At 61.6% G+C, this 20,781-nt stretch carries 15 protein-coding genes; 10 read left to right on the top strand and 5 right to left on the bottom strand.

Going from position 1 to position 20,781, the window contains the following annotated elements:
- Positions 1-167: 167 nt before the first annotated feature.
- Positions 168-2,138 carry an alkyl sulfatase dimerization domain-containing protein gene (locus VGN12_04020; protein HEY4308599.1) on the bottom strand — a complete coding sequence of 657 codons (1,971 nt, stop codon included), beginning with the start codon at positions 2,136-2,138 and terminating at the stop codon, positions 168-170.
- A 231-nt stretch (positions 2,139-2,369) separates the two neighbouring features.
- Between VGN12_04020 and VGN12_04025 the strand changes: the two genes are divergently transcribed.
- Both VGN12_04025 and VGN12_04030 read left to right on the top strand, forming a co-directional pair.
- Positions 2,370-3,071 carry an ABC transporter ATP-binding protein gene (locus tag VGN12_04025; GenBank protein HEY4308600.1) on the top strand — a complete coding sequence of 234 codons (702 nt, stop codon included), beginning with the start codon at positions 2,370-2,372 and terminating at the stop codon, positions 3,069-3,071.
- A 22-nt stretch (positions 3,072-3,093) separates the two neighbouring features.
- Positions 3,094-4,644, top strand: coding sequence for an ABC transporter permease (locus VGN12_04030; protein ID HEY4308601.1), 1,551 nt, complete (start codon positions 3,094-3,096; stop codon positions 4,642-4,644).
- Positions 4,645-4,686: 42 nt separating this feature from the next.
- On the opposite strand, the gene VGN12_04035 is transcribed toward VGN12_04030, so the two are convergent.
- Positions 4,687-5,367, bottom strand: a complete 681-nt coding sequence (locus tag VGN12_04035; GenBank protein HEY4308602.1) for a metal-dependent transcriptional regulator — start codon at positions 5,365-5,367, stop codon at positions 4,687-4,689.
- 250 nt (positions 5,368-5,617) lie between these two features.
- Here VGN12_04035 and mch point away from each other — a divergent pair, with 250 nt between their 5' ends.
- Both mch and VGN12_04045 read left to right on the top strand, forming a co-directional pair.
- Positions 5,618-6,556, top strand: coding sequence for a methenyltetrahydromethanopterin cyclohydrolase (gene mch / locus VGN12_04040; protein ID HEY4308603.1), 939 nt, complete (start codon positions 5,618-5,620; stop codon positions 6,554-6,556).
- 17 nt (positions 6,557-6,573) lie between these two features.
- On the top strand, positions 6,574-7,500 hold the full coding sequence (locus VGN12_04045) for a RimK family alpha-L-glutamate ligase (protein HEY4308604.1): 927 nt from the start codon (positions 6,574-6,576) through the stop codon (positions 7,498-7,500).
- A gap of 82 nt (positions 7,501-7,582) precedes the next feature.
- Here VGN12_04045 and VGN12_04050 read toward each other — a convergent pair whose 3' ends face one another.
- Positions 7,583-9,268 carry a lactate permease LctP family transporter gene (locus tag VGN12_04050; protein ID HEY4308605.1) on the bottom strand — a complete coding sequence of 562 codons (1,686 nt, stop codon included), beginning with the start codon at positions 9,266-9,268 and terminating at the stop codon, positions 7,583-7,585.
- A gap of 249 nt (positions 9,269-9,517) precedes the next feature.
- Here VGN12_04050 and VGN12_04055 point away from each other — a divergent pair, with 249 nt between their 5' ends.
- Together VGN12_04055 and VGN12_04060 are read left to right on the top strand one after the other, a co-directional pair.
- Positions 9,518-10,507 carry a zinc-dependent alcohol dehydrogenase family protein gene (locus VGN12_04055; protein HEY4308606.1) on the top strand — a complete coding sequence of 330 codons (990 nt, stop codon included), beginning with the start codon at positions 9,518-9,520 and terminating at the stop codon, positions 10,505-10,507.
- A 246-nt stretch (positions 10,508-10,753) separates the two neighbouring features.
- The gene (locus VGN12_04060; GenBank protein HEY4308607.1) at positions 10,754-11,269 is read left to right on the top strand and encodes a hypothetical protein; all 516 of its coding nucleotides are present in this window, start codon (positions 10,754-10,756) and stop codon (positions 11,267-11,269) included.
- A gap of 197 nt (positions 11,270-11,466) precedes the next feature.
- On the opposite strand, the gene VGN12_04065 is transcribed toward VGN12_04060, so the two are convergent.
- Positions 11,467-12,372: a sugar phosphate isomerase/epimerase gene (locus VGN12_04065; GenBank protein ID HEY4308608.1), complete on the bottom strand. Its 906-nt coding sequence runs from the start codon at positions 12,370-12,372 to the stop codon at positions 11,467-11,469.
- A gap of 328 nt (positions 12,373-12,700) precedes the next feature.
- Between VGN12_04065 and VGN12_04070 the strand changes: the two genes are divergently transcribed.
- The 4 genes from VGN12_04070 (at position 12,701) to VGN12_04085 (ending at position 17,920) form a co-directional block, all read left to right on the top strand.
- On the top strand, positions 12,701-13,381 hold the full coding sequence (locus VGN12_04070) for a hemolysin III family protein (GenBank protein ID HEY4308609.1): 681 nt from the start codon (positions 12,701-12,703) through the stop codon (positions 13,379-13,381).
- A gap of 280 nt (positions 13,382-13,661) precedes the next feature.
- Positions 13,662-14,663, top strand: coding sequence for a hypothetical protein (locus tag VGN12_04075; GenBank protein HEY4308610.1), 1,002 nt, complete (start codon positions 13,662-13,664; stop codon positions 14,661-14,663).
- 379 nt (positions 14,664-15,042) lie between these two features.
- Positions 15,043-16,398 (top strand): Gfo/Idh/MocA family oxidoreductase, encoded by a 1,356-nt coding sequence (locus VGN12_04080; GenBank protein ID HEY4308611.1) that lies wholly within the window; start codon positions 15,043-15,045, stop codon positions 16,396-16,398.
- 277 nt (positions 16,399-16,675) lie between these two features.
- Complete coding sequence (locus VGN12_04085; GenBank protein ID HEY4308612.1) at positions 16,676-17,920, top strand: hypothetical protein; 1,245 nt, start codon at positions 16,676-16,678, stop codon at positions 17,918-17,920.
- Between the two features lie 107 nt (positions 17,921-18,027).
- On the opposite strand, the gene topA is transcribed toward VGN12_04085, so the two are convergent.
- Positions 18,028-20,745, bottom strand: a complete 2,718-nt coding sequence (gene topA, locus VGN12_04090; GenBank protein HEY4308613.1) for a type I DNA topoisomerase — start codon at positions 20,743-20,745, stop codon at positions 18,028-18,030.
- Positions 20,746-20,781: the final 36 nt, after the last annotated feature.

The following is a 20,781-nucleotide window of genomic DNA, read 5'->3' on the forward strand; positions in this document are numbered from 1 at the left end:
TTGCGCGCGCTCGAGAAGCCTCTGAAGACCGCATCGGCGTCTAGAAGCTTGCCCTGATCGGCCCGTTCCATGGCAGCACGAACGTCGCCACGAAGCTGGTCGCGCCGTTTCAAGAGCGCCAGCGCTTCGTCAATCGCTATGCTGCTCATCATCGTCGCGCGTTCTGCCTACGGCGTAACAATCGGGAACCAGGCGTCGAACGTGTCAAGCAGGCCAAACAGTTGTCCCACGCTTGCTACCTTGCCGGTGATTTTGATGTCGCCTGACGCCAAGGCCTCGGGCATCGTCACCTGACGCAGCATGATCTTGTTCAGCAATGTGCGCGACAGCTTCAAAGTGGCGTCAGCGTCAGCCGCCTGCACGCCATCGGAATGGTTCAACACCGAATGGGCCAGCGTCAACACGTACTTCTCGCCCGTGTCACTGAAATCGAAGTTCAGCGTGATCCGCTTGCCGGCGGCCTTCGGTGCGTTAAGCCGTATCCCCAGGTAATCGAAGAATTGATCCAACGTCAGCGACGCGACAACGTCCCCCACCGACGAGGCGACATCGGTTTTGACGATCCCCTGCCGCAGCTCCTTGGCCGCGCTCAGGTAGAAATTGCGACAGGGCCCCGATTCCGCCTGATATCCCAATTGCTCGAGCGCATTGGCCTGCAGCTCCTTGGCCGCGCGATTCTTCGGGTCGGCGAACACCACATGGTTCACCACCTCGGCCACCCAGCGGTAATCTCCGTTGTCGAAGGCCTCGCGTGCTTTGGCAAGTACTGCGTCGGCGCCCCCCATGTACTCCACGTATTTTTTGCTTCCTTCGACCGGCGGTAGCGGATGCAAAGTCGCTGGGTTGCCGTCGAACCAGCCAAGATAAAACACGTACGTCGACTTCACGTTGTGATTCAAAGTGCCGTAGTAGTCGCGGTTCGACCAATATTTGGCCAGCGACTCGGGCAGTTCGATCTGCTCGGCAATCTCGGTCATCGTCAGCCCTTGATTGGCCAGCCGTAAAGTTTGATCGTTGATGAATCGATACAGATCGCGTTGCCGCTCAAGATGTTCGATAACGCGCTCCTTGCTCCACACCGGCCAATGATGCATGCCGTACAGTACCTCAGCCTTGCCTCCCCATTTCCGCACCGAGTTGTGCAGATACTTCGACCACGCCAGCGGATCGCGCAGCTTCGTGCCGCGCAGCGAATACAAATTGTGCAGAGTATGGCAGGCATTCTCAGCCACGGTCAGCGCCTTCAGTTCCGGCAAATACCAGTGCATTTCCGATGGCGCTTCGCTCCCCGGGGCGAGCATGAACTCGAACTTCAGCCCGTCGATGGTTTCTTCCTGGCCGTCGCGGCTGATGTACACCGTCGGTGGAATCAACGTCACGGTGCCGGTCGAGGTCGTCATTCCCAGCCCTGCCCCCACCTGACCGCGCGGGTCGGGGGGCAGCAGGTTGCCGTACATGTACCCGGCCCGGCGTCCCATGACGTTCCCGGCCATCACGTTTTCGCTAATCGCGTGTTCGAAGAATCCCTCGGGGGCGTAGATCGCCACCTTGCCCGCCTTCACATCGTCGGGCGAGACGACGCCGCGCACCCCACCGAAATGGTCGACGTGCGAATGCGAGTAGATCACGGCAACAATGTTTCGCTTCGGCCGGTGCGAAAAATACAGCGCGAGCGCCGCGCGGGCCGTTTCGGCTGACACCAAGGGATCGACGACGATCAAGCCCGAGTTCCCCTCGATCAGCGTCATGTTCGACAGGTCGGCATTCCTCACCTGATAGATGCGCTCGGTGACCTCGAACAGGCCCGAGATATTCACTAACTGCGATTGCCGCCATAGGCTGGGATTGACCGTGTCCGGCGCCGCGGCATCTTCCTTGATAAAGCCAAACTGATTCGGGTCCCAAACCACGTCCCCCTGGTCGGTGCGAATAATGTCTGCCGACAAGGGAGCGATAAGCCCGCGGCGCGCGTCGGCGAACGACTGTTGATCGGTAAAGGGCAACGTCTCGCGCACCCGTGCGTTCGCCTGCATGGTCGTGGCCGTAGCGTCGGCCGGCGGCGTCGCTTCCTCGTTCGCCTCGGCAGCTGCGCCGACGCTCATGCTCGCCACCAACAAAACGGCGCCCAGAAAACGCATGATGCTCTTCCTTATTCGTTCGATCGCAGCCGGAGAAATTTCGAGATCGGCCTCTTTATTACCGCACCGCCCCGCGCTTGGCAAAGTAACGATATATCAAGCTTACGGCGCCCCGTGGAGGCACCTCCGCCGCGAGCCGCTAGAATTCTGCGACCAAGACAGCCATGATAAGTAGGGCCGTGGGCACACCCCGGACCGCTCGGGAACGGAACAACAGGCAACCGAAAGCTTATGAGTGCCGACAGTAGCGGGAACGCCAACTTCGCCATTCGCGCGGTCGATCTCGTGAAATCGTACGACTGCGCCGCGCAACCGGTCTATGCGCTGCGCGGCATTTCGTTCGAAGTCCGGCCAGGCGAGCGCGTGGCACTCTTGGGAAAATCAGGCTCAGGCAAGTCGACCTTGCTGAACCTGCTGGGCGGCCTCGATCGCCCGAAATCCGGTTCGCTGCAAGTGGCCGGAGAGGAACTGAGCACGCTTTCGGATCGTCAACTGGCCCGCTTCCGATCAGCCTCGGTCGGCTGCATCTTTCAGTCGTTCAATCTGATCTTGTCGCGGACGGCGCTAGAAAATGTCGAGCTGCCGATGATCTTCGCTGGGCAAACTTCGGCCGCGCGCCGCGCCATTGCCCGTCAGGCACTCGAAGCGGTGGGACTTGTCGCGCGATTGGATCATTTCCCCACACAACTCAGCGGTGGCGAGAATCAGCGCGTGGCGATTGCCCGCGCCTTGGTGAATCGCCCGCGCGTGTTACTGGCGGACGAGCCGACAGGTAATCTCGACAGCGCCACGGCCCGCGAAGTGGTGGCGCTGCTCACCGCGCACGTTGCCGAGCATGGCACAACGTTGATCCTCGTCACGCATGACGAGGAACTGGCCGCCTCGTGTACCGACCGTGTTATCCGCTTGCAAGATGGCCAGATCCTGAATTGACATCCCGACGGAACTCTCTGCCGTGCGTACGATCGACCAGTTAACCCTGCCACTCGTGGCCCTCGCGCAACAGAAGTCGCGCACGCTGATGACCACGCTCGGCGTCACGTTCGGGGCGTTCGTGCTGGCGGCGAGCCTCTCGATCGGCCAGGGCGTGCAGGACACGATCTATCGCGAAACGCATCGCACCGATTTTCTCCGCAAAGTTCATGTGCAATCGAAATGGATCACCGGCGATGTTAACGCCGCGGCCGAGGTCGTTGACGTGCCCGGCAAGATGAGCGCCGAGCGACGCGACCGATTGCGTCATGCCATTCGTCAGGCGAACGCTTACAACCGTAACGACGCGCCGCAATTGATCCTTTCCCAGAAAGCGCTCGCCGATATCGAGGCGCTGCCGCACGTCGAGGCCGTCGTGCCGGTGATTCACGAGCGATGCTTCGCGATTCTGGACGGCCACTCAGAACCGATAAAGCTGTCCGGCGGCCGCCCCGGTGACGACTATTTCGGGTCACGCCTCGTCGCGGGGCGGATGTTCGACGCTGACGATCAACGCGCGGCGGTCGTCAACGAATTACTGCTCTATCGTTTCGGCGTGGTCGATGAGAAAAGCGTCCCGATGGCGATTGGCAAGAAAATCCGCCTGCAGATGCAAGCCCAAGCCGCGCCGCAGGGTGGTTTCCGCCTGGTCCTGTTGAAGCCCGACGGATCGCCGTTGTCGCTCGAACAAAATAGCGTGTTGGCAAAAATCACGGCCGCACTCCCCGCGGCTCTCGATAAGTTGAATCTCAGTGGCGAAGAGGTGTCGGCCATACGCGCGGCATTGGCCGCCAAGCCCGATCCCGCGGCTGCCGATCCCATTACCGAGGAAGTGACGATCGTCGGTGTCACGCGCCAACCCACGGCCGCCGAACAAAAAGCTCCCTGGGATCCCTCGCGGCAGGCAACCGACGTGGTGATCCCCTATCGGCTTGCCACCGACATTGCCTTTCGCCAGCCCGGCTATAAACAGTTCGGCGTCAACGAAGCGGTCGTAATCACCGACAGCGAGGACCACACGCTCGAGGTTTATAAAGCCGTCACTGCGAAGAATTTCAATGGCCGCGCGGCGATCGAATACGTCGAACAGCAACGCTTGATGTATCTGCTGATCTTTTCGGGCATGACCTGCGTCGCCGCGGTGGCGCTCTTGGTCGCGGCTCTCGGCATCGCCAATACCATGTCAATGAGCGTGCTGGAGCGGACGCGCGAGATCGGCATCATGAAGGCCGTCGGCGCCGCCAGCGGTCAACTGCAGATCATGTTTCTGATCGAGGGAGCGCTGATCGGCCTGATCGGTGGACTGTTGGGGCTGCTACTGGCCTGGGGCGCGTCGTTTCCGGGCGATGCCTGGGTCCGGGCTCGCGTGGCGGGCAAGCTCGAGGTCGACCTCGATTCGTCGATCTTTGTCTTTCCCGCCTGGCTATCGATCGTGGTTCTGGTAGTCGTCGTCACCGTCACCACGCTGGCGGCTTTTTATCCAGCCCGACGGGCTGCGCGGATCGATCCGGTCACCGCGCTACGGCATGAATGACTCGCGCGACGCGTCAGGCAGCATGCCGGCGATGCGAAGCGATTACTTCTTGGCCGTGGCTTTTTCTACGGCCGCGACCAGAATCTTCTCGGCGGCCGGACGGCCAAGCGTCGTATCCTCGCCGCTGACGCTGACGGTCACGATCCCCGCCTCGGCGCGATTCACCTTAACGCGCCCCATCGCGCCCAGCGGCAGCCCGGCTTCGCTCAGATAGCGCAAGAACTCGGGCGACTGGTCAATCACTCGCGCCAGCCGAAATTGCGCCCCCACTTCGCAATCGGCCAGCGAACGGAGCCGCTCGTCCGGCAGCGAACCGTCGGCCCGGGGAATCGGATCGCCGTGCGGATCGACGTGAGGGTAGTTGAGAAACGCGTCGATGCGATCCACCAACAGATCGCTCACTGCGTGTTCCATATTCTCGGCCTCTTCGTGCACCTCGTCCCAGCTCAGGTCGAGCGTCTTGGTGAGGAACAACTCGATCAGTCGGTGCCGCCGCAGAATGCGCAGGGCCAGGCTCTTGCCGGCCGTCGTCAAGCGCGCTCCTTCGTACGGCGTATAGGTCGCCAGTTTGCTGTCGCCCAGCGTCTTCAACATGCTGGTCACGGTGCCGGGCGAAACATTGAGCGCGGACGCCACCTGCCCCGTCGCGGCGGGCTTGCCGTCCTGCGCGGCGCAAATCTGGTAGATCGTCTTCAGATAATTCTCAACGGTGAGACTGGCCAAGCGATTCCGCTCCACAAAGGGGCATGCGCGTTGTGTTATTTCGATGCATCACGGCGTACTCTCGCCGGTCGCGAACTACCACCGGTCGAACACCAAGCGCCGCAAGTGATACGAAATTCTAGATCACAGGCCAGCACGCGGGCAATTGCCACTCGACACAACAAATCGGCCCCATTGCCAGCAACCGGTCGAAGAACGATCATACAAGCCCGATAGAGATCAAATTTCACGCATTTCGCAGGCTATAACCGTGAAACTCAACGAGCGCGCCGCCACGATCTGCCAGAGCATCATGGCCGATGCCGAGCGGCTGCGCGTCGCTGTCTCGTCGATCGGCGGGGCGACGTTTATTGATGCCGGCATCGCCGTGCCCGGCGGTTTGGCGGCCGGTATGGCGCTCGCCGAAGTTTGTCTGGCGGGCTTGGGACGCATCGCCCTGGTGCCGGCCTCGACGACCTGGTCCGGCCCCGCGGTGACCGTGACGACCGATCATCCGGTGGCCGCCTGCATGGCCAGCCAGTATGCCGGCTGGCAAATCTCGCAAGGCAAGTACTTCGCGATGGGCTCGGGCCCGATGCGCGCCGTGGGCAGCAAGGAGCCGCTCTTCGAGCGCATCGGAAATCGCGAGTCCGCGCCTGATGTCGTCGGCGTGCTCGAAACGCGCAAAACGCCGACACCCGAGGCGATTCAATACATTGCCCAGGCCTGCCAGGTGACGCCCGAACGGGTGACGCTGTTGGCCGCGCCGACGGCCAGCCAGGCTGGCGGCGTCCAGATCGTAGCCCGTTCGATCGAAACAGCCCTGCATAAGATGCTGGAAATCGGCTTCGACATCACGCGCGTGACCAGCGGATTAGGCGTGGCACCATTGCCGCCGGTTGCCGCTGACGATCTGGCCGCGATTGGTCGCACGAACGACGCGATTCTTTATGGCGGCGAGGTCACGCTGTGGGTTCATGGTGCGGACGATGATCTGACATCGCTGGGTCCGCGCATTCCTAGCAGCGCTTCGAGCGATCATGGCCAGCCTTTCCGACAGATTTTTGAACGCTATGAACGCGATTTTTATCGAGTCGATCCACACCTCTTCAGCCCGGCCGTCGTGACGCTCGTGAACCTCGACACGGGGCGGACCTTTCGCTTCGGCCGGTTGCTGCCCGAGGTTATCGAGCAATCGTTCTCGACCTGACGCGGAGTGGATTCCCGATGGACGTAGCGGTGCTGGGCTCGCCGACTAGTTGGTACTTGCGCGACCTGACGCGCGCGGCGGGCACGAGTCACCGGATTGTCCCTGCGACATTTCGCCAATTAACGGCGGCCGTCGATCCGACGCGGCAAAAAATCACCTCGGCCGATCTCGATCTAAGTTCGTTCGACGCGGTGCTGGTGCGAACGATGCCGCCGGGCACGCTCGAACAGGTCGTCTTTCGCATGGACGTGCTTGGCCGGCTGGCCGCGTCAGGCGTCACGGTCCTTAATCCGCCGCGCGCCGTCGAAGCCGCGGTGGACAAGTTCCTCGCCACGGCCCGGCTGCAAGCGGCCGGCCTGCACGTGCCGCGGACGATCGCGTGCCAGACGGCCGACGAGGCCCTGGCTGCCTTCGAACAGCTCGGCCGGGACGTGGTGATAAAGCCGCTCTTCGGTTCCGAGGGGCGCGGTATCACGCGAGTTAACGACCTAGCGCTCGCCGAACGCGCCTTCCGCATGCTCGAACAGCTTGGCGCCGTGATCTACCTGCAAGAGTTCATCGAGCACGAGGGGTACGATCTGCGGCTATTGGTGATCGGCGAGCAAACTCTCGCCATGCGACGCCGCAACCCACACGACTGGCGCACGAATGTCAGCCGGGGCGCCACGGCCGAGGCCTTCACCCCCGAGACACACCTAATAGAACTCGCACGCCGCGCGGCCCAGGCTCTCGAGGCGCCGCTCGCCGGCGTCGACATTCTTCCGGCTCGTGACGGCACGCTGTACCTGATCGAAGTCAACGCCGTCCCCGGCTGGCAAGCCCTGGCCGCGGCCACGAATCAGGATGTGGCGAGATTAGTTCTGGACCTCGTCGAAACATCCGCCAAACGGCCGAGCCAACCGAACAGTGCTCCAACAAATCCCTCTCCCTCTGGGAGATGTTAGGTGAGGGCCAGCGCAAAAAAGCATTCAGCCCAGCGATAAACTCCGCTCCCCCACGTCCCCAGATTCATCGCTCTGCATTCCCTCACGGCCCGCCGGGAATCATCCACGTCATCAAATACGCCTGCACCAGCGTCAGCAGCCCTACCAGGCAAGCCAGCGCGATGCTGTGTGGAAAGACGAATCGCAGAATGGCCCCTTCCCCGCCATTTTGTTCGGTCGCCACGGCCGCGACGACGATGCTCTGCGCGTCGATCATCTTGCCCATCACGCCGCCCGTGCTGTTCGAACCAACGATCAACACCGGCGGTAGGTTCAATTGCTCGGCGGTGATTTTCTGCAGGCTGCCGAAGAGTGCATTTGACGATGTGTCCGAGCCCGTGAGCGCAACGCCCAGCCATCCCAACAGCGGCGCGAAGAACGGGTAGAGCCAGCCGGTGTGCGTGAACGCCAGCCCTAGCGTGGCATCGGCGCCGCTGAACTTGGTCACGAACGCCAGTCCCAGCATGCAGGCGATCGTCACCAGCGCCAGCCGCATGCGCCACAGCGTTTCGAAGAACTGGCGTACGAACACCCCCGGCGCGATGCGCAGCCAAAACGCCGTGATGATTGCCGCCAGGAATATTCCGGTGCCCGTCGCTGACAGCCAATTCAGGTCGTACGTCGCAGGCAGGGGTTTATCCGCCCGGTCCCTACCCGGCGCGACGTTGGCGACCGGCGCCGTCGGGTAAACCACATTGTGTAATCCCGGCACTTCGAACGTCAGCTTACTGATGCCTGCCAGGGCATTGGGGTTCTCGGTCGTTCCGCCGTTGAGAGCCGTCTTAAAAGATGGCCATCCCCACAGGAAGACCATCACCGACAGGATCACCCACGGCATCCACGCATACATAATCGCGCCGCGTGTCAGACGCGTTTTTTCGACCGGCGCAGGTGCCGCATCCGGGAAACGCCATACCACGGCCGGCTGCCAGAACTGAAGGAACACAGCCAGCGCCACCAGCGAGCCGAGCCCACCGATCACGTCAACCAACGTCGGGCCGTGAAAGTTTGACGTCAGAAACTGCAGCCCGGCAAAGCTGCCACCACACATGGCGATCGCCGGCCAGCATTCGCGCACGCCGCGCCAGCCAGACATCACGGCCACGAGCCACGCCGGCACGATCAGCGAGAAAAGCGGCAATTGCCGACCGGCCATCTGGCTCAATTCCATTTCGTCCAAGCCTGACACCTTGGCCAACATGATGATCGGCGTCCCCAAGGCCCCGAACGCCACCGGAGAGGTGTTGGCCAACAGCGCCAACCCCGCCGCGTAGAGGGGTGAAAAGCCAAGCCCGATCAATAACGCCGCTGAGATGGCGACCGGCGTGCCGAAACCCGCCGCCCCTTCGACAAACGTTCCGAACGAAAACGCAATCAACAGCGCCTGCATCCGCTGATCCGACGAAATCGCGGCGACCGATCGCTTCACGACATCAAACTGCCCTGACACAACCGTCAGGTGGAACATGAACACGGCCGCCACGACGATCCAGCCGATCGGCAACAGCCCATAAGCTGCTCCGTTGGCAGCCGCCGCGAGCGCCGGGCCCGTGGGCATTCCGAATCCCAAGATCGCCACGCCCAGCGCGGCCAGCAGTCCGGCGATCGCTGCCCGCTCGGCCGCGATGCCGGCGACGAGTAGCCCCAAGAGCAGGCAGATCGGCGCTGCCGCCAGCAGCGTTGATGCCACCGGCGCACCGAACGGATCGTAGTTTTGCAGCCATTCCACGAAAGCGGGCCTCTTGATGATTTCGCCTGTTGAGAATTCAAACACCTGTGAGTGACCGAGCACGATTCCGCTCGCACCGAACAATTGGCAAGCCCTCGAAGATAACCAGCCAGCGTCGGTGGGGGCAAACCCCGACGCAGCATTTCCCGGTTTCCCGCGCGTCCCGGTCGTGACATAGCCCAACACGCTTCGACGTTTGTAGAATTGCGCTGTACTGCGCCATACTTACCGTCAAAGCAGGAGCGAATCATGCGCGCGATGCTTCTCGATCGGCCGCACTCACCCTTGCGAGCTGCCGACGTCCCCGATCCCACGCCCGGCACGGGACAGCTTCTGATCGAGGTTCGCGCCTGCGGCGTTTGCCGGACGGACTTGCACGTCGTCGACGGCGAATTGTCCTCTCCCAAGCTACCGCTGGTCCCCGGACATGAAATCGTGGGAGTCGTGCGGCAACTAGGCGCGGACGTGCGCAACTTTCAACTCGGCCAGCGTGTGGGCGTTCCCTGGCTCGCCTGGACGTGCGGCGTTTGCCCTTACTGTTTGCGCGGCGAAGAGAATCTTTGCGATCGGCCGCGGTTTACCGGCTATACGGTCGATGGCGGTTATGCCGGGCTGACCATTGCCGACGCGCGCTACTGCTTTTCCATTCCAGAACTCTATTCCGATGCCGAAGCGGCGCCGTTGTTGTGCGCCGGCTTGATCGGCTATCGCTCGCTGCGCATGGTGGGCGACGCGCGGCGATTGGGGATCTATGGTTTTGGCGCCGCCGCACACATCATCGCCCAGGTCGCGATTCACGAGGGGCGCGAAGTGTTTGCCTTCACGCGCGCCGGCGATCGCCAAGGCCAGGATTTTGCGAGATCGCTCGGAGCCGTCTGGGCCGGCGCCTCGGAAGAACGACCACCGGCCGAACTCGATGCCGCGATCCTTTTCGCGCCTGTCGGCGGGCTGGTTCCACTTTCGCTGGCGGCCGTGCGCAAAGGAGGCATTGTCGTCTGCGCTGGCATACACATGAGCGACATCCCGTCGTTCTCTTACGATTTGCTGTGGGGGGAACGCATCGTCCGCTCGGTCGCCAATCTCACCCGCCGTGACGCCGAGGAATTTCTCGCGCTGGCGCCGCAGGTACCGGTGCGAACGGCGGTTGAGACCTTTCCGCTGGCGCGTGCGAACGAGGCACTCGCGGCGCTGCGAGCCGGCAGCGTGCAGGGGGCCGCCGTGTTGTTACTTGCCCAATAGTACTTGCGCTCAATCGCCATTCGTAGCGGCGCAATCGACGACGCTGGCGCGCATCTGTACGCGGCTTGTCCCTCTGCAGAAATGACACTCCCCCCTCTGCAGAGACCAATTTGTACGATTCCAAACAAATCTGGCCCAACTCGCGATTTTGCGCGTCCGGTTTCTCGCCGTTTCGCAATTAGTGATATAGGGGAGCGGGCATCACGCCCGCTGCACTGATTTCAAGCTACTACGGGGAGAGTGGTCGTGCAGAACATCACACCCACCGCGGGGAAGCGGGTGCGAGAGCGTTTTTTAGTGCTGTGGGGCGGGAATACGGTTAGTGGGCTCAAGTGCGCCATTGGGCCTGCCACGACGTTCCGATCGGTGGGCTCCATTTTACGGCTGGGCCCGCGATGGCAGGAAGCCGCGCGCTTCCGCGATGGGCAGTGGCACAGCCGCAAAACCGGGGGACGGTTCCAGTACCTGTGGACCGAAACCCCCTCGCTGCTGCGACTGGAGAATCCAGCCACCGGGCAATCGATGACCGTCGGCACGTACGACATGATCGGCGTCCTGCGCAACACGATCTATGCCGAGCGCGAGAACAGCCGACCGGTCGTCATGCTGGACGAGCGCACCGGCCTGTGGCACACCGTCGACGATGATCGCCGCTGGCCGGAACTCACGGTGCAGCCGGTGACACAGCCGGCATGGCCCGTCGACATCCTGGCGCAATTGCCAGCCCCCGGTTTCCCCTGGCCCGAGGCGGCTGTCCATTAGACGAAGCGCATTAAACGCTGTGCATGGAACGCAGTGGATTTATGCCGCGCAAAAAAGAAACTCGGGGGGAGCGACACTGTGTGTCGCCGAAAGGCGAAACTCCGCGTCGCGCGGGGCGGGCCCTAGCACCCACGCACTGTGCTTGGGTCACGCTCCGACGCGGTGCGGTTTTCGCATTTCGGGTGATACCGTGACGCTCAGCCTCGCGATTCTTTGGCCCCTTCCGCGGCGGCGGCCAGGCATTGGCGAATGTCCTCGAGCGGATCGTCTGGCTTCTCTTCGTACTCAAGCGCCAGACAGGCGTCGATCGGAAATTCCGCCTTACGCAGCGCGCGGAACGTAGCCGGCAGGTTCAACTGTCCGCGTCCTAGGATCACGCCCGCGGCATCTTTCTTCGGCTCGGCGAAATCCTTCAAGTGGACGCCGTACAAGCGGCCGGTCAACAGCGAGATTGCACGCACCGGATCTTCGCCGGCGCGAATGTAATGCCCCAGATCGGCACACGCGCCAATCGAGGGATGATGCCCCTTGATGGCGTTCAATACGTCGGCCACTTTGTCATACCGTGCGCCGGGACCATGATTGTGAATCGCGATGCGAATGTCGTATTCGGCCACGAGTTTGTCGAGGCTATCGAACGAATCCTCGTGCGGATCGGCCGACAAATATCGCACGCCGGCCTTCTTGGCAAACTCGAACATCTTGCGGTTGGCTTCATGGTCCTTCGTAAACGGCACAACGCCATAGCCCAGCGCAGTCAGCTTTCGGGCGTTCAGCTTTTGCTTGACGCCCTCGATCTGCGAGGCCGAATCAGTTTGCGGTAGATGGCCGGGGAAGAATTCCAACGTCTTCACGCCGAAATCGCGCGCCAGGTCGAGCATCTTGTCGGCCGAATAATTGCGCAGCGAGTACGTCTGCAACCCCATCACGAAACCGGCGTAATCGTCTGCCGCCCGTGCCCGCGCGACACGGCCGAACATCGCAGCGCCCGCGCCTGCCGCGGCCCAGCCGAGGAAGCGTCGCCGTGAGAGGTCTCCCGCGGCGCGCCGGGCGCCACGCTGCGGGCCGCTGTCACGGCCAGTTGTTTCGTACGATCGCGTCATCTTGGGTTCTCCCACAAGGTTGGTCGTGCGTGGATTTTCGACGGGGCCAATTATGCCCAGCGCCGGAGGTTGCCGGTCACACTGCTTGGGTCGCAAGGTGTTGTGGGTGCAAGTCTAATTGCGGTCACCACCCTCGCACAAGCAGCCCGCCCCGCCCGCGAAACCGGCGCCGCAGGCCAAATCGGACTGGACCGCACGTACCCCGGTTTGCTACAGAAATGACGGAACCGCCGCCTTTCCTGCCATCCGGCATGTGCTAACTATTGGGGGTAAAGGTCGAGGATTCCGTTCGTCTGACAGCCTGGGAAAAGGATCTCGCCGCTTGGCCATGTCAACGGAAACTGCGTTTGATGTGGGGACACCGTCCCTGCCGCGCATCGAGGACGAAATCGCCAACAGCATCACGCACGGCATCGGCCTGGCGCTGAGCCTGGTGGGCGCCGTCGTTCTGGTGACGCTGGCCGTGCGTACAGGCAGTACGCGCGAAGTGATCGGCTGCGCGGTCTACGGCGCATCGCTCGTGGCGGTTTATGCCGCATCGACATTCTCTCACATCTTTCAGCAGCCCCGATTGCGACGTGCCTTTCGCATGCTCGATCAGGGGTGCATCTATCTGCTGATCGCAGGCACCTTTACGCCGCTAGCGCTCAAATACCTGAGTGACGGCTACTGGTGGCTGCTGCTGGTCGCGATGTGGATGATCGCGCTCTTGGGCTTCTGCTCGAAGGTCTTTCTGGCCCATCGTGTCGAAGCGGTCGCGACGCCGCTCTATGTCCTGATGGGTTGGCTGCCTGTGATCGCCGCCTGGCATTTGATTGCGGTCGCGCCGGGCACCTGCTTATGGTTGATGCTCATCGGCGGCCTGTGCTATAGCGTGGGCACGATCTTTCTGACATTCGACCGCAAGGCCCTTTACCTACATGCCATTTGGCATATCTGCGTCATCGCCGGCAGCACGGTGCACTACTTCGCGATCCTGGAATACGCCCTGCCGGGAGCGGCGTCTTAGCTCGAAAACAGCGAGAAAGCCGCACCATCGTTCAACTGCCGCAACGGGGCGATACCGCACGCGTTGCCACCTGCACAATATTCGTTTGCGCCCTAGGAATGTAATTAAATTTACGCAAGGCAGCTCGGCACGGGTGGAAATCGCGGCCACCGACTGATATTCTCAGGGCATCTTGCGATTTCGACGCACAGCTCCGGGGCGGAAGCTAATGAAAACCAAACGAGTCTCTTAGGCACTCGTCTTCGCATTGGTTTTCGGAACAGGCAACAGAGGAGCTTCCATGTCATCGATCATCCGGCGCGCCTCCGTGCGCGCACGACGCACTCATTTTGGACAATTCGTTCCACTAGATTTCGGCACTATTATTCGCGGCAGTCTCTTTGTTTCGGCGTTCATATTCTCCGCGCTGCTTGGCCGGAATGCTCAAGCAATCGAAATCAGCATCGCTTCGGTCACGCTCTTACCCGATACCACGCCGAGCGGCGTTTATACGGGATCGGGCCAAGGGACCTCGGCCTGGGATAATGAACTCACGACGCTCAATCTGGGCGGCACAGCGCCCACAAAGGTTGGCGCGAGCGCAACCGCCGAAATTCGCGATGCTTTTTCCATGAGCACTGTCGCGCCGAGCGATAGTGCGGCGGCATTTTCGACGACAATCCATTTGTCCGTAACGATCGAAGTCCAGAATGACGATCCGATCAATGATCCGGTATACCAGTTGGGTGTATCGACAGGCTTATCGATCGCGGACGTCACCGGCGGTGCGTTCCTCTCGAGGAGCACTTACACCATTGCGGAAAGTCCGTTGCAGATTGGCAGCGGAACATCCAATTTCACATTCGGGCCAAACGGCGGTGGCCCAGGAGGTTTTGGTGCGATTGGCGCTCCAGGCGATATACCGTCGGGAACTGGAGCGTATCTGCCGGGCACCGGAACAAACTTCTACACGCTCGATCTCGAACTGACGACGACGACAACCGCAACCGCTGGCGGGAACATTTCAGTATTGGCGGGCTCCGACGCCGGCTTGAATCCATTGCTAGGTGCAAGTCAGCACTACCCGATATTGCCTCCGCCGGCAACGATCGCACCTCATACGGATCCATCCCTTGACGGCGTGTTCCTGTTGTTTACCGCCAAGGTGACTTCTGCGCCTGAACCCGATTCGTGGATCTCGCTTCTCTGCGGCACAGCGATCCTCAGTTCTGTCCTGGGGGCCGCGCGTTGGCGTCGGGCTCGTGAACTGCACGGGGAATTCACTGTTGAGGCGGGCAGGTAACGCTTGCCCGCCTCAATTCTCCTCGCGCCACGTAAGGCAATTCCTCCCCAACAGGCCGCAGATTGCAGCCGGGTTCCCCTTCGGTTATCGTTTACCCAGGTGTCAGACTGCGTTGTCGGAACTCCGTCGTACCAAGGTGGTTCGATGGATCCCCTAGCCACGCTTAGGCGGCCTGCGATCGTCGAACCATCTGAGTTGGATCGTACGTAGCAGGAGATAAGAGCGCGGCCCCTGCCCGGGCGGTAACGCAAAGCATGGTTTTTCCCTCAAGGGGCGCGGCGGAGTGTTTGCCTACCTCACGCGCTGGCGGTTCTTCAGCAATTGCCGACCTGCCGCAACGAAAACAATCTCTCCCATTTAGTTCGAAGGAGTTTCGCACATGAGTCGTCACACGAGTCGTCGTGACTTCCTGAAATCTACGACCGCCGCGGGCGTCGGCTTCTGGGCCGCCGCAGGCGCCACAGCCGCCGAAAGCAAGTCGGCCAACGAACGCATTCGCTTCGCGTGTATCGGCGTCGGCGGCAAGGGGAGCAGCGATTCGAAGGACGCCAGTCGCGCTGGCGACATCGTCGCCATCTGCGATATCGACGACAACACCCTCGGCAAGGCCGGCGAAACTTTCGCAGGCGCGAAGAAGTTCAACGACTTCCGCAAGATGCTTGAAGAGATGGGCCCGAACATCGACGCCGTCACCGTCAGCACGCCGGACCATACACACGCCGCGGCCTCGCTGATGGCCATGCGGATGGGCAAGCACTGCTTTACGCAGAAGCCGATGACCCACAGCATCTACGAAGCGCGCCGCATGGGCGAGGTCGCTCGCGAGATGAAGGTCGCCACGCAGATGGGCAACCAAGGCACGGCCAATCGTGGCCTTCGCCAGGCGGCCTCCGTCGTCAAGGCCGGCACGCTGGGCAACGTCAAGGAAGTTCACGTCTGGACCAATCGCCCCATCTGGCCGCAAGGCGCAGGCCGCCCGGCCGAGACCGAGGTGCCCAAGCACGTTCACTGGGACCTGTGGATCGGTCCGGCCGCTTACCGCTCGTACGCCAACGGCTATCATCCGTTCGCCTGGCGCGGTTACTGGGACTTCGGCACCGGTGCCCTCGGTGACATGGCCTGCCATACGATGAACATGCCGTACATGGCTCTCGATCTGCAGCATCCGACGTCGATCGAAGCTCAGACCTCGGGTCACAACAAGGAAACCTATCCGAGCTGGTCGATCATCAAGTACGAATTTCCCGCCACCGAGAAGCGCGGCCCGGTCACCTTCACCTGGTACGACGGCAAGAAGCTGCCGCCGATCGAGCTGTTTGAGAAGGTCAAATGGCCTAAGGAAGCCATCAAGGATGGTCCGAAGGGGGACAAGGCCGAGGCGTTCGAAACCTCGATCTCGGGCGCTCTGCTGATCGGCGACAAGGCCTCGCTCTATTCGCCGGGCGATTACGCCGACAAGTACTATCTGCCCGAAGGGATGGAGAAGCCGAAGGTCGAGTTCGACGCTTCGCCAGGCCACTTCGTCGAGTACGCTCGCGCGATTAAGGAAGGGATCCCGGCCACGTCGAACTTCCCGAACTACTCGGGCCCGCTGACCGAGATCGTTCTGCTCGGTAACCTGGCCGTGTGGAGCGGCAACAAGGTGAACTGGAACGCCAAGGAACTGAAGGCCGACGGCGCTCCGGAACTCGACAGCATGATCCGCCCGACCTACCGCGAAGGCTACACGCTGTAAGAAGCTCGGCATGCAAAACTCGATAGCGACTCATCATCGCTAACGAGGACAACTCAGTACGATCAGCAGGCTGCCAGGGTTGGCGCAAAATCCTCCCTGGCAGCCTTGCTCGCTTCTACCCACTCGCAATCGACACAAGCGTATGCGTATAGCGCATAAACCCCTCTCCCTCTGGGAGAGGGCAGGGTGAGGGGCGAACACGACGCGGCCGCAGCGTAATCGGCCGGTCGCCTGCCGCAATAAAACATTCTCGAGAGACGACGCCGTGATACGACCTGTGATGCTGTCCGTTCGATTGCTGCTGGCCGCACTGGTGGTTGCTTCGTTGGCCTCGGTGACACTGGCCGATGACGCCGCCGCGGCCAAAACACTGGAAGACCTCGGTGCCCTGGTCAAGACGAACGACGCGAAGCAAATCACGAGCGTCAATTTTGGCGAGCATCCGGTCACCGACGCCGACCTGGCGCTGGTCGCTCCACTTGCGCAGCTCGAACAACTGATCGTCACCGGACCTGGGGTGGGTGACGATCAGCTCACGACGATCGCAAAAATCGCGAAGCTCAAGGATCTGTCGCTGGAGAACACCAGCGTGTCGGACGAAGGGATCGCGCGGCTGGCTCCGCTGACGGCGCTCAAGTCGTTGAATCTGCGCCGCTGCTCGCAGGTTACGAATGCTGGGCTGGGGAATCTCGCCAAGCTGCCGCAACTCGAACAACTACACTTGCTGTACACGAATACGGCCGACGAGGGGCTCGCCCGGCTGGCCCCGCTGCAAAAGCTGCGCGTTCTCGATCTGCGCGGCTGCGTCGGCGTCACCGATGCCGGCATGGTACACCTCGTGGCGCTCAAAAGTCTCGAGCGGCTCAAGCTGCGCAACCCGGGCGTGACGGACGCGGGCCTGAAGTCGATCGGCAAGCTCGCCAAGCTCAAAGGGCTGTGGCTCGAAGACACCGTCGTCAGCGACGATGGCCTGGCCGATCTCGAACCGCTGGTCCTGCTCGACGAGCTGTATCTATTGCGCACCAAGGTCGGCGACCCGGGTCTGGTGCATTTGAAGAATCTCAAGCAGCTCAAACGTCTCGAAGTACGCGATACGGCCGTCAAAGGTCCCGGCCTGGCGTCGATCGAAGGTCTGAAGAAGATCAAAGTCCTCGATTTCGCCGAGACCGCGCTCACCGATGAAGGCCTAACGCATGTCGCGGCGCTACCCGAGCTGGAACGCCTGGACCTGTGGTCGACGCGCGTCACCGACGACGGATTGAAGAACATCGCCGGTCTGAAGAATCTGCAATACCTGAACCTCGAAGCGACGCCGGTCACCGACGATGGTCTGGTGAACCTGTCTGGGCTCGTGAATCTCAACACGCTCAGCCTGGCCAGCACGACGGTCACCGACGAGGGTCTCAAGAAGCTAACCGGCTTGAAGAAGCTCAAGCAACTCGACCTGGCGTTCACGCAAGTCAGCGAAGACGGGATCGAAGCCCTCAAACAGGCCGTGCCCGGCATCAAGATCAACTGGTAAGCGCGACGCAACGGAGCGACCAAGCGCACGAACGAATGAATCACGCCCAGGGTTAACGTGCCATGCTTTTTCCGCCCTCGGCGGAATAAACATGCCGTCGCGAACGACTACTCGTCCTCGACCGCTTTCGCTGCCTTGGCAGCCTTTTTCTTCGCGCCCTTTTTGGCCGACTTCGCGCCGCCGCCGCTCGCTGCCTTCTTCTTCGCGGCACGCAATTTCTGGCGATCGGTCGGTCCAGCCTCGGCCCGGGTCGCGAGTAGCGCGAGCGCCTGCTCCAACGTGACTTCTTCGATCGCTTGCTGCTTCGGCAGCGACGCGTTCGTCACGCCGTCGGCCACGTACGGTCCGTAGCGCCCTTCCAGCAGCTTCACTTCCTCTTTCGTTACCGGCGACGTGCCGAGCACTTTCAAAGGCTCTTTGGCCGCGCCAAAGCCGCGACGCTGCTTCTTGGGCTGCGCCAGCAACTCGACCGCTTGCTCGAACGTGACGTCCAGCGGCGACAGATCCGCTGGCAGGCTGCGCGTCTCTTCCCCCGATTTGACGTACGGTCCAAAGCGGCCGTTATAGGCCGTGATCTTCAAGCCGGTCGGCGGATTCGCGCCCAGGTCGCGCGGCAGAGATAACAGCCGTAGCGCGACTTCGACCGTAATATCCTCAGGCTTCATCCCCTTCAGCAGCGAAGCGTTCTTCGGCTTCTCTTCGTCATCGGGGTTGCCCAATTGAACGTACGGACCGAAGCGGCCGGTCTTGATGAATACCGGCTTGCCCGTTTCGGCGTCGTGCCCCAGTGGCTTGTCTCCTTCGGCCGCCTGATCGAGCAATTTCAGTGCCGCGTCCATCGTCATTTCGTCGGGCGAGTAGGTGTCGGGAATGCTCGCCCGCCGCTCGCCTTGTTCCAGGAACGGTCCGTAACGACCGACGCGCACGAAGACTTGCTCGCCGCCGTCCGGTTGACCGAGATAGATGCGGCTGACGTCGCGCGCGTCGATCTGATCGACCTTGTTCTCTAATTGCTTTTTGAGTCCTCCCTGAACGTTTCCGCCTCCTCCCTGTCCGTTGCCAAAGTAGAAATTGTTCAGGTATTCGGTGTACTTCCGCTCACCGCGGCTGATGGCGTCCAGGTCGTCTTCCATTTGGGCCGTAAAGCGATAGTCGACCAGGTCCGGCAGATGCTCGGAAAGCAATTGCGAAACCGAGAATGCCACCCACGTCGGCACCAGCGCATTGCCACGCTTGACGACATACTCTCGCGCCAGAATCGTCTCGATGATCACGGCATACGTGCTGGGACGACCGATGCCCAACTCTTCGAGTGCCTTGGTCAGGGTCGCTTCGTTAAACCGCGCTGGCGGCTGTGTATTGTGTTCCTTCGGCTCCATCTCCCGGCAGCTTAGGATCTCGCCCACCGCGACGTCGGGCAGAATGGTTTCCTTGTCGGCCAGTTCGGCCGCGGGATCATCGGCCCCCTCCACATAGGCTCGCAAATAGCCTGGGAAGTCGATGGTTTTGCCACCGACCTGAAAGGCCGCCTCGGCCCCTTCGATCGTGATCGAAATACGTCGTCCGCGCGCATCAACCATCTGGCTCGCTACGGTCCGTTTCCAGATCATGTCATAGATCTTGAACTCTTCGGCCGAGAGCTTGTCTCGCAATGCTTCCGGCAGCGCGAACGGATGCCCGGCCGGACGGATGGCTTCGTGTGCCTCTTGCGCGTTCTTGACCTTGGTGCGATACTCGCGCGCCGCGGCCGGCAAGAACTCCTTGCCGTATTGCGAAGCCACCAAGTCGCGGGCCGCCTCGATGGCCACGCTGGCCAGGTTCGTCGAGTCGGTACGCATATAAGTAATGTGACCGTTCTCGTACAGGCTTTGCGCCACCTGCATCGTGCGGCGGGCCGTGAAGCTCAGCTTGCGGTTGGCCTCTTGCTGCAAGGTGCTAGTTGTGAACGGCGGATAAGGCTTTGACGAGTAAGGCTTGTCGTCGATCGACGCGACGCGGAATACTTCCGGCTTCAAGCGCGTCGCCAGATCCACGGCCTGCTGCTCGTTCAGGATCAGCAGATTGTCGTCCTTTGGCTTGCCCGTGGTCGAATCGAAGTCCTTGGCCGACGGGACGCGCCGCTTCTGATACGTCTGCAAGCCGGCCTGCAACGTCTGACCTGTCGACTTGGCGAACAGGCCGAGCAAGTCCCAATACTGCGACGAGACAAAGCGCATCCGTTCGCGTTCGCGCTCCACGATCAAGCGGACGGCCACGCTTTGCACGCGCCCGGCCGACAGCCGCGGCCGCACCTTGCGCCACAACAGTGGCGAGACTTCATAGCCGTACAGCCGGTCGACGATGCGGCGCGTCTCTTGCGCCTTGACCAGGTCATCGTCGATGTCGCGCGGATGTTCGAGCGCCGCGTGGATCGCCTCGGAGGTGATCTCGTGAAATACCAGCCGGTGGACGGGCACCTTCGGCTTCAACAGTTCGCGCAGGTGCCAACTGATCGCCTCGCCTTCGCGGTCTTCGTCCGTCGCCAGGAAAAGTTCGTCGGCATCTTTGAGCAAGCCCTTCAGCTTGCGAACCTGCTGCGTCTTGCCGGGCGGAATGATATAGACCGGGTCGAAGTCCTTATTGACGTTGACGCCCAGGTAGGCCCACTCCTCGCTCTTGAATTCCGCGGGGATTTGCTTGGCCCCCTGCGGCAGATCGCGAACGTGGCCGATGCTGGCCTCGATGATATAGTTCGGGCCAAGGAATTTGCTGATCGTCCGCGCCTTGGCCGGTGATTCGACGATCACCAGGGCCTTACCGCGGGGAGTAGCCGATTTGCGCGCCATATTTCGTCTGTTCGTCAGAGATCGAGAGAAAACCGC

This window comes from Pirellulales bacterium, assembly GCA_036499395.1.
In the GTDB taxonomy this organism is placed as follows: Bacteria; Planctomycetota; Planctomycetia; order Pirellulales; family JACPPG01; genus JACPPG01.

What these genes read in the sequence shown, in the direction of transcription:
- VGN12_04025 (HEY4308600.1), top strand. Translation starts at nt 2,370, where the DNA reads ATGAGTGCCGACAGTAGCGGGAACGCCAACTTCGCCATTCGCGCGGTC.
- VGN12_04070 (HEY4308609.1), top strand. Translation starts at nt 12,701, where the DNA reads ATGTCAACGGAAACTGCGTTTGATGTGGGGACACCGTCCCTGCCGCGC.
- VGN12_04020 (HEY4308599.1), bottom strand. Translation starts at nt 2,138, where the DNA reads ATGCGTTTTCTGGGCGCCGTTTTGTTGGTGGCGAGCATGAGCGTCGGC.
- VGN12_04055 (HEY4308606.1), top strand. Translation starts at nt 9,518, where the DNA reads ATGCGCGCGATGCTTCTCGATCGGCCGCACTCACCCTTGCGAGCTGCC.
- VGN12_04075 (HEY4308610.1), top strand. Translation starts at nt 13,662, where the DNA reads ATGTCATCGATCATCCGGCGCGCCTCCGTGCGCGCACGACGCACTCAT.
- topA (HEY4308613.1), bottom strand. Translation starts at nt 20,745, where the DNA reads ATGGCGCGCAAATCGGCTACTCCCCGCGGTAAGGCCCTGGTGATCGTC.
- VGN12_04065 (HEY4308608.1), bottom strand. Translation starts at nt 12,372, where the DNA reads ATGACGCGATCGTACGAAACAACTGGCCGTGACAGCGGCCCGCAGCGT.
- VGN12_04045 (HEY4308604.1), top strand. Translation starts at nt 6,574, where the DNA reads ATGGACGTAGCGGTGCTGGGCTCGCCGACTAGTTGGTACTTGCGCGAC.
- VGN12_04080 (HEY4308611.1), top strand. Translation starts at nt 15,043, where the DNA reads ATGAGTCGTCACACGAGTCGTCGTGACTTCCTGAAATCTACGACCGCC.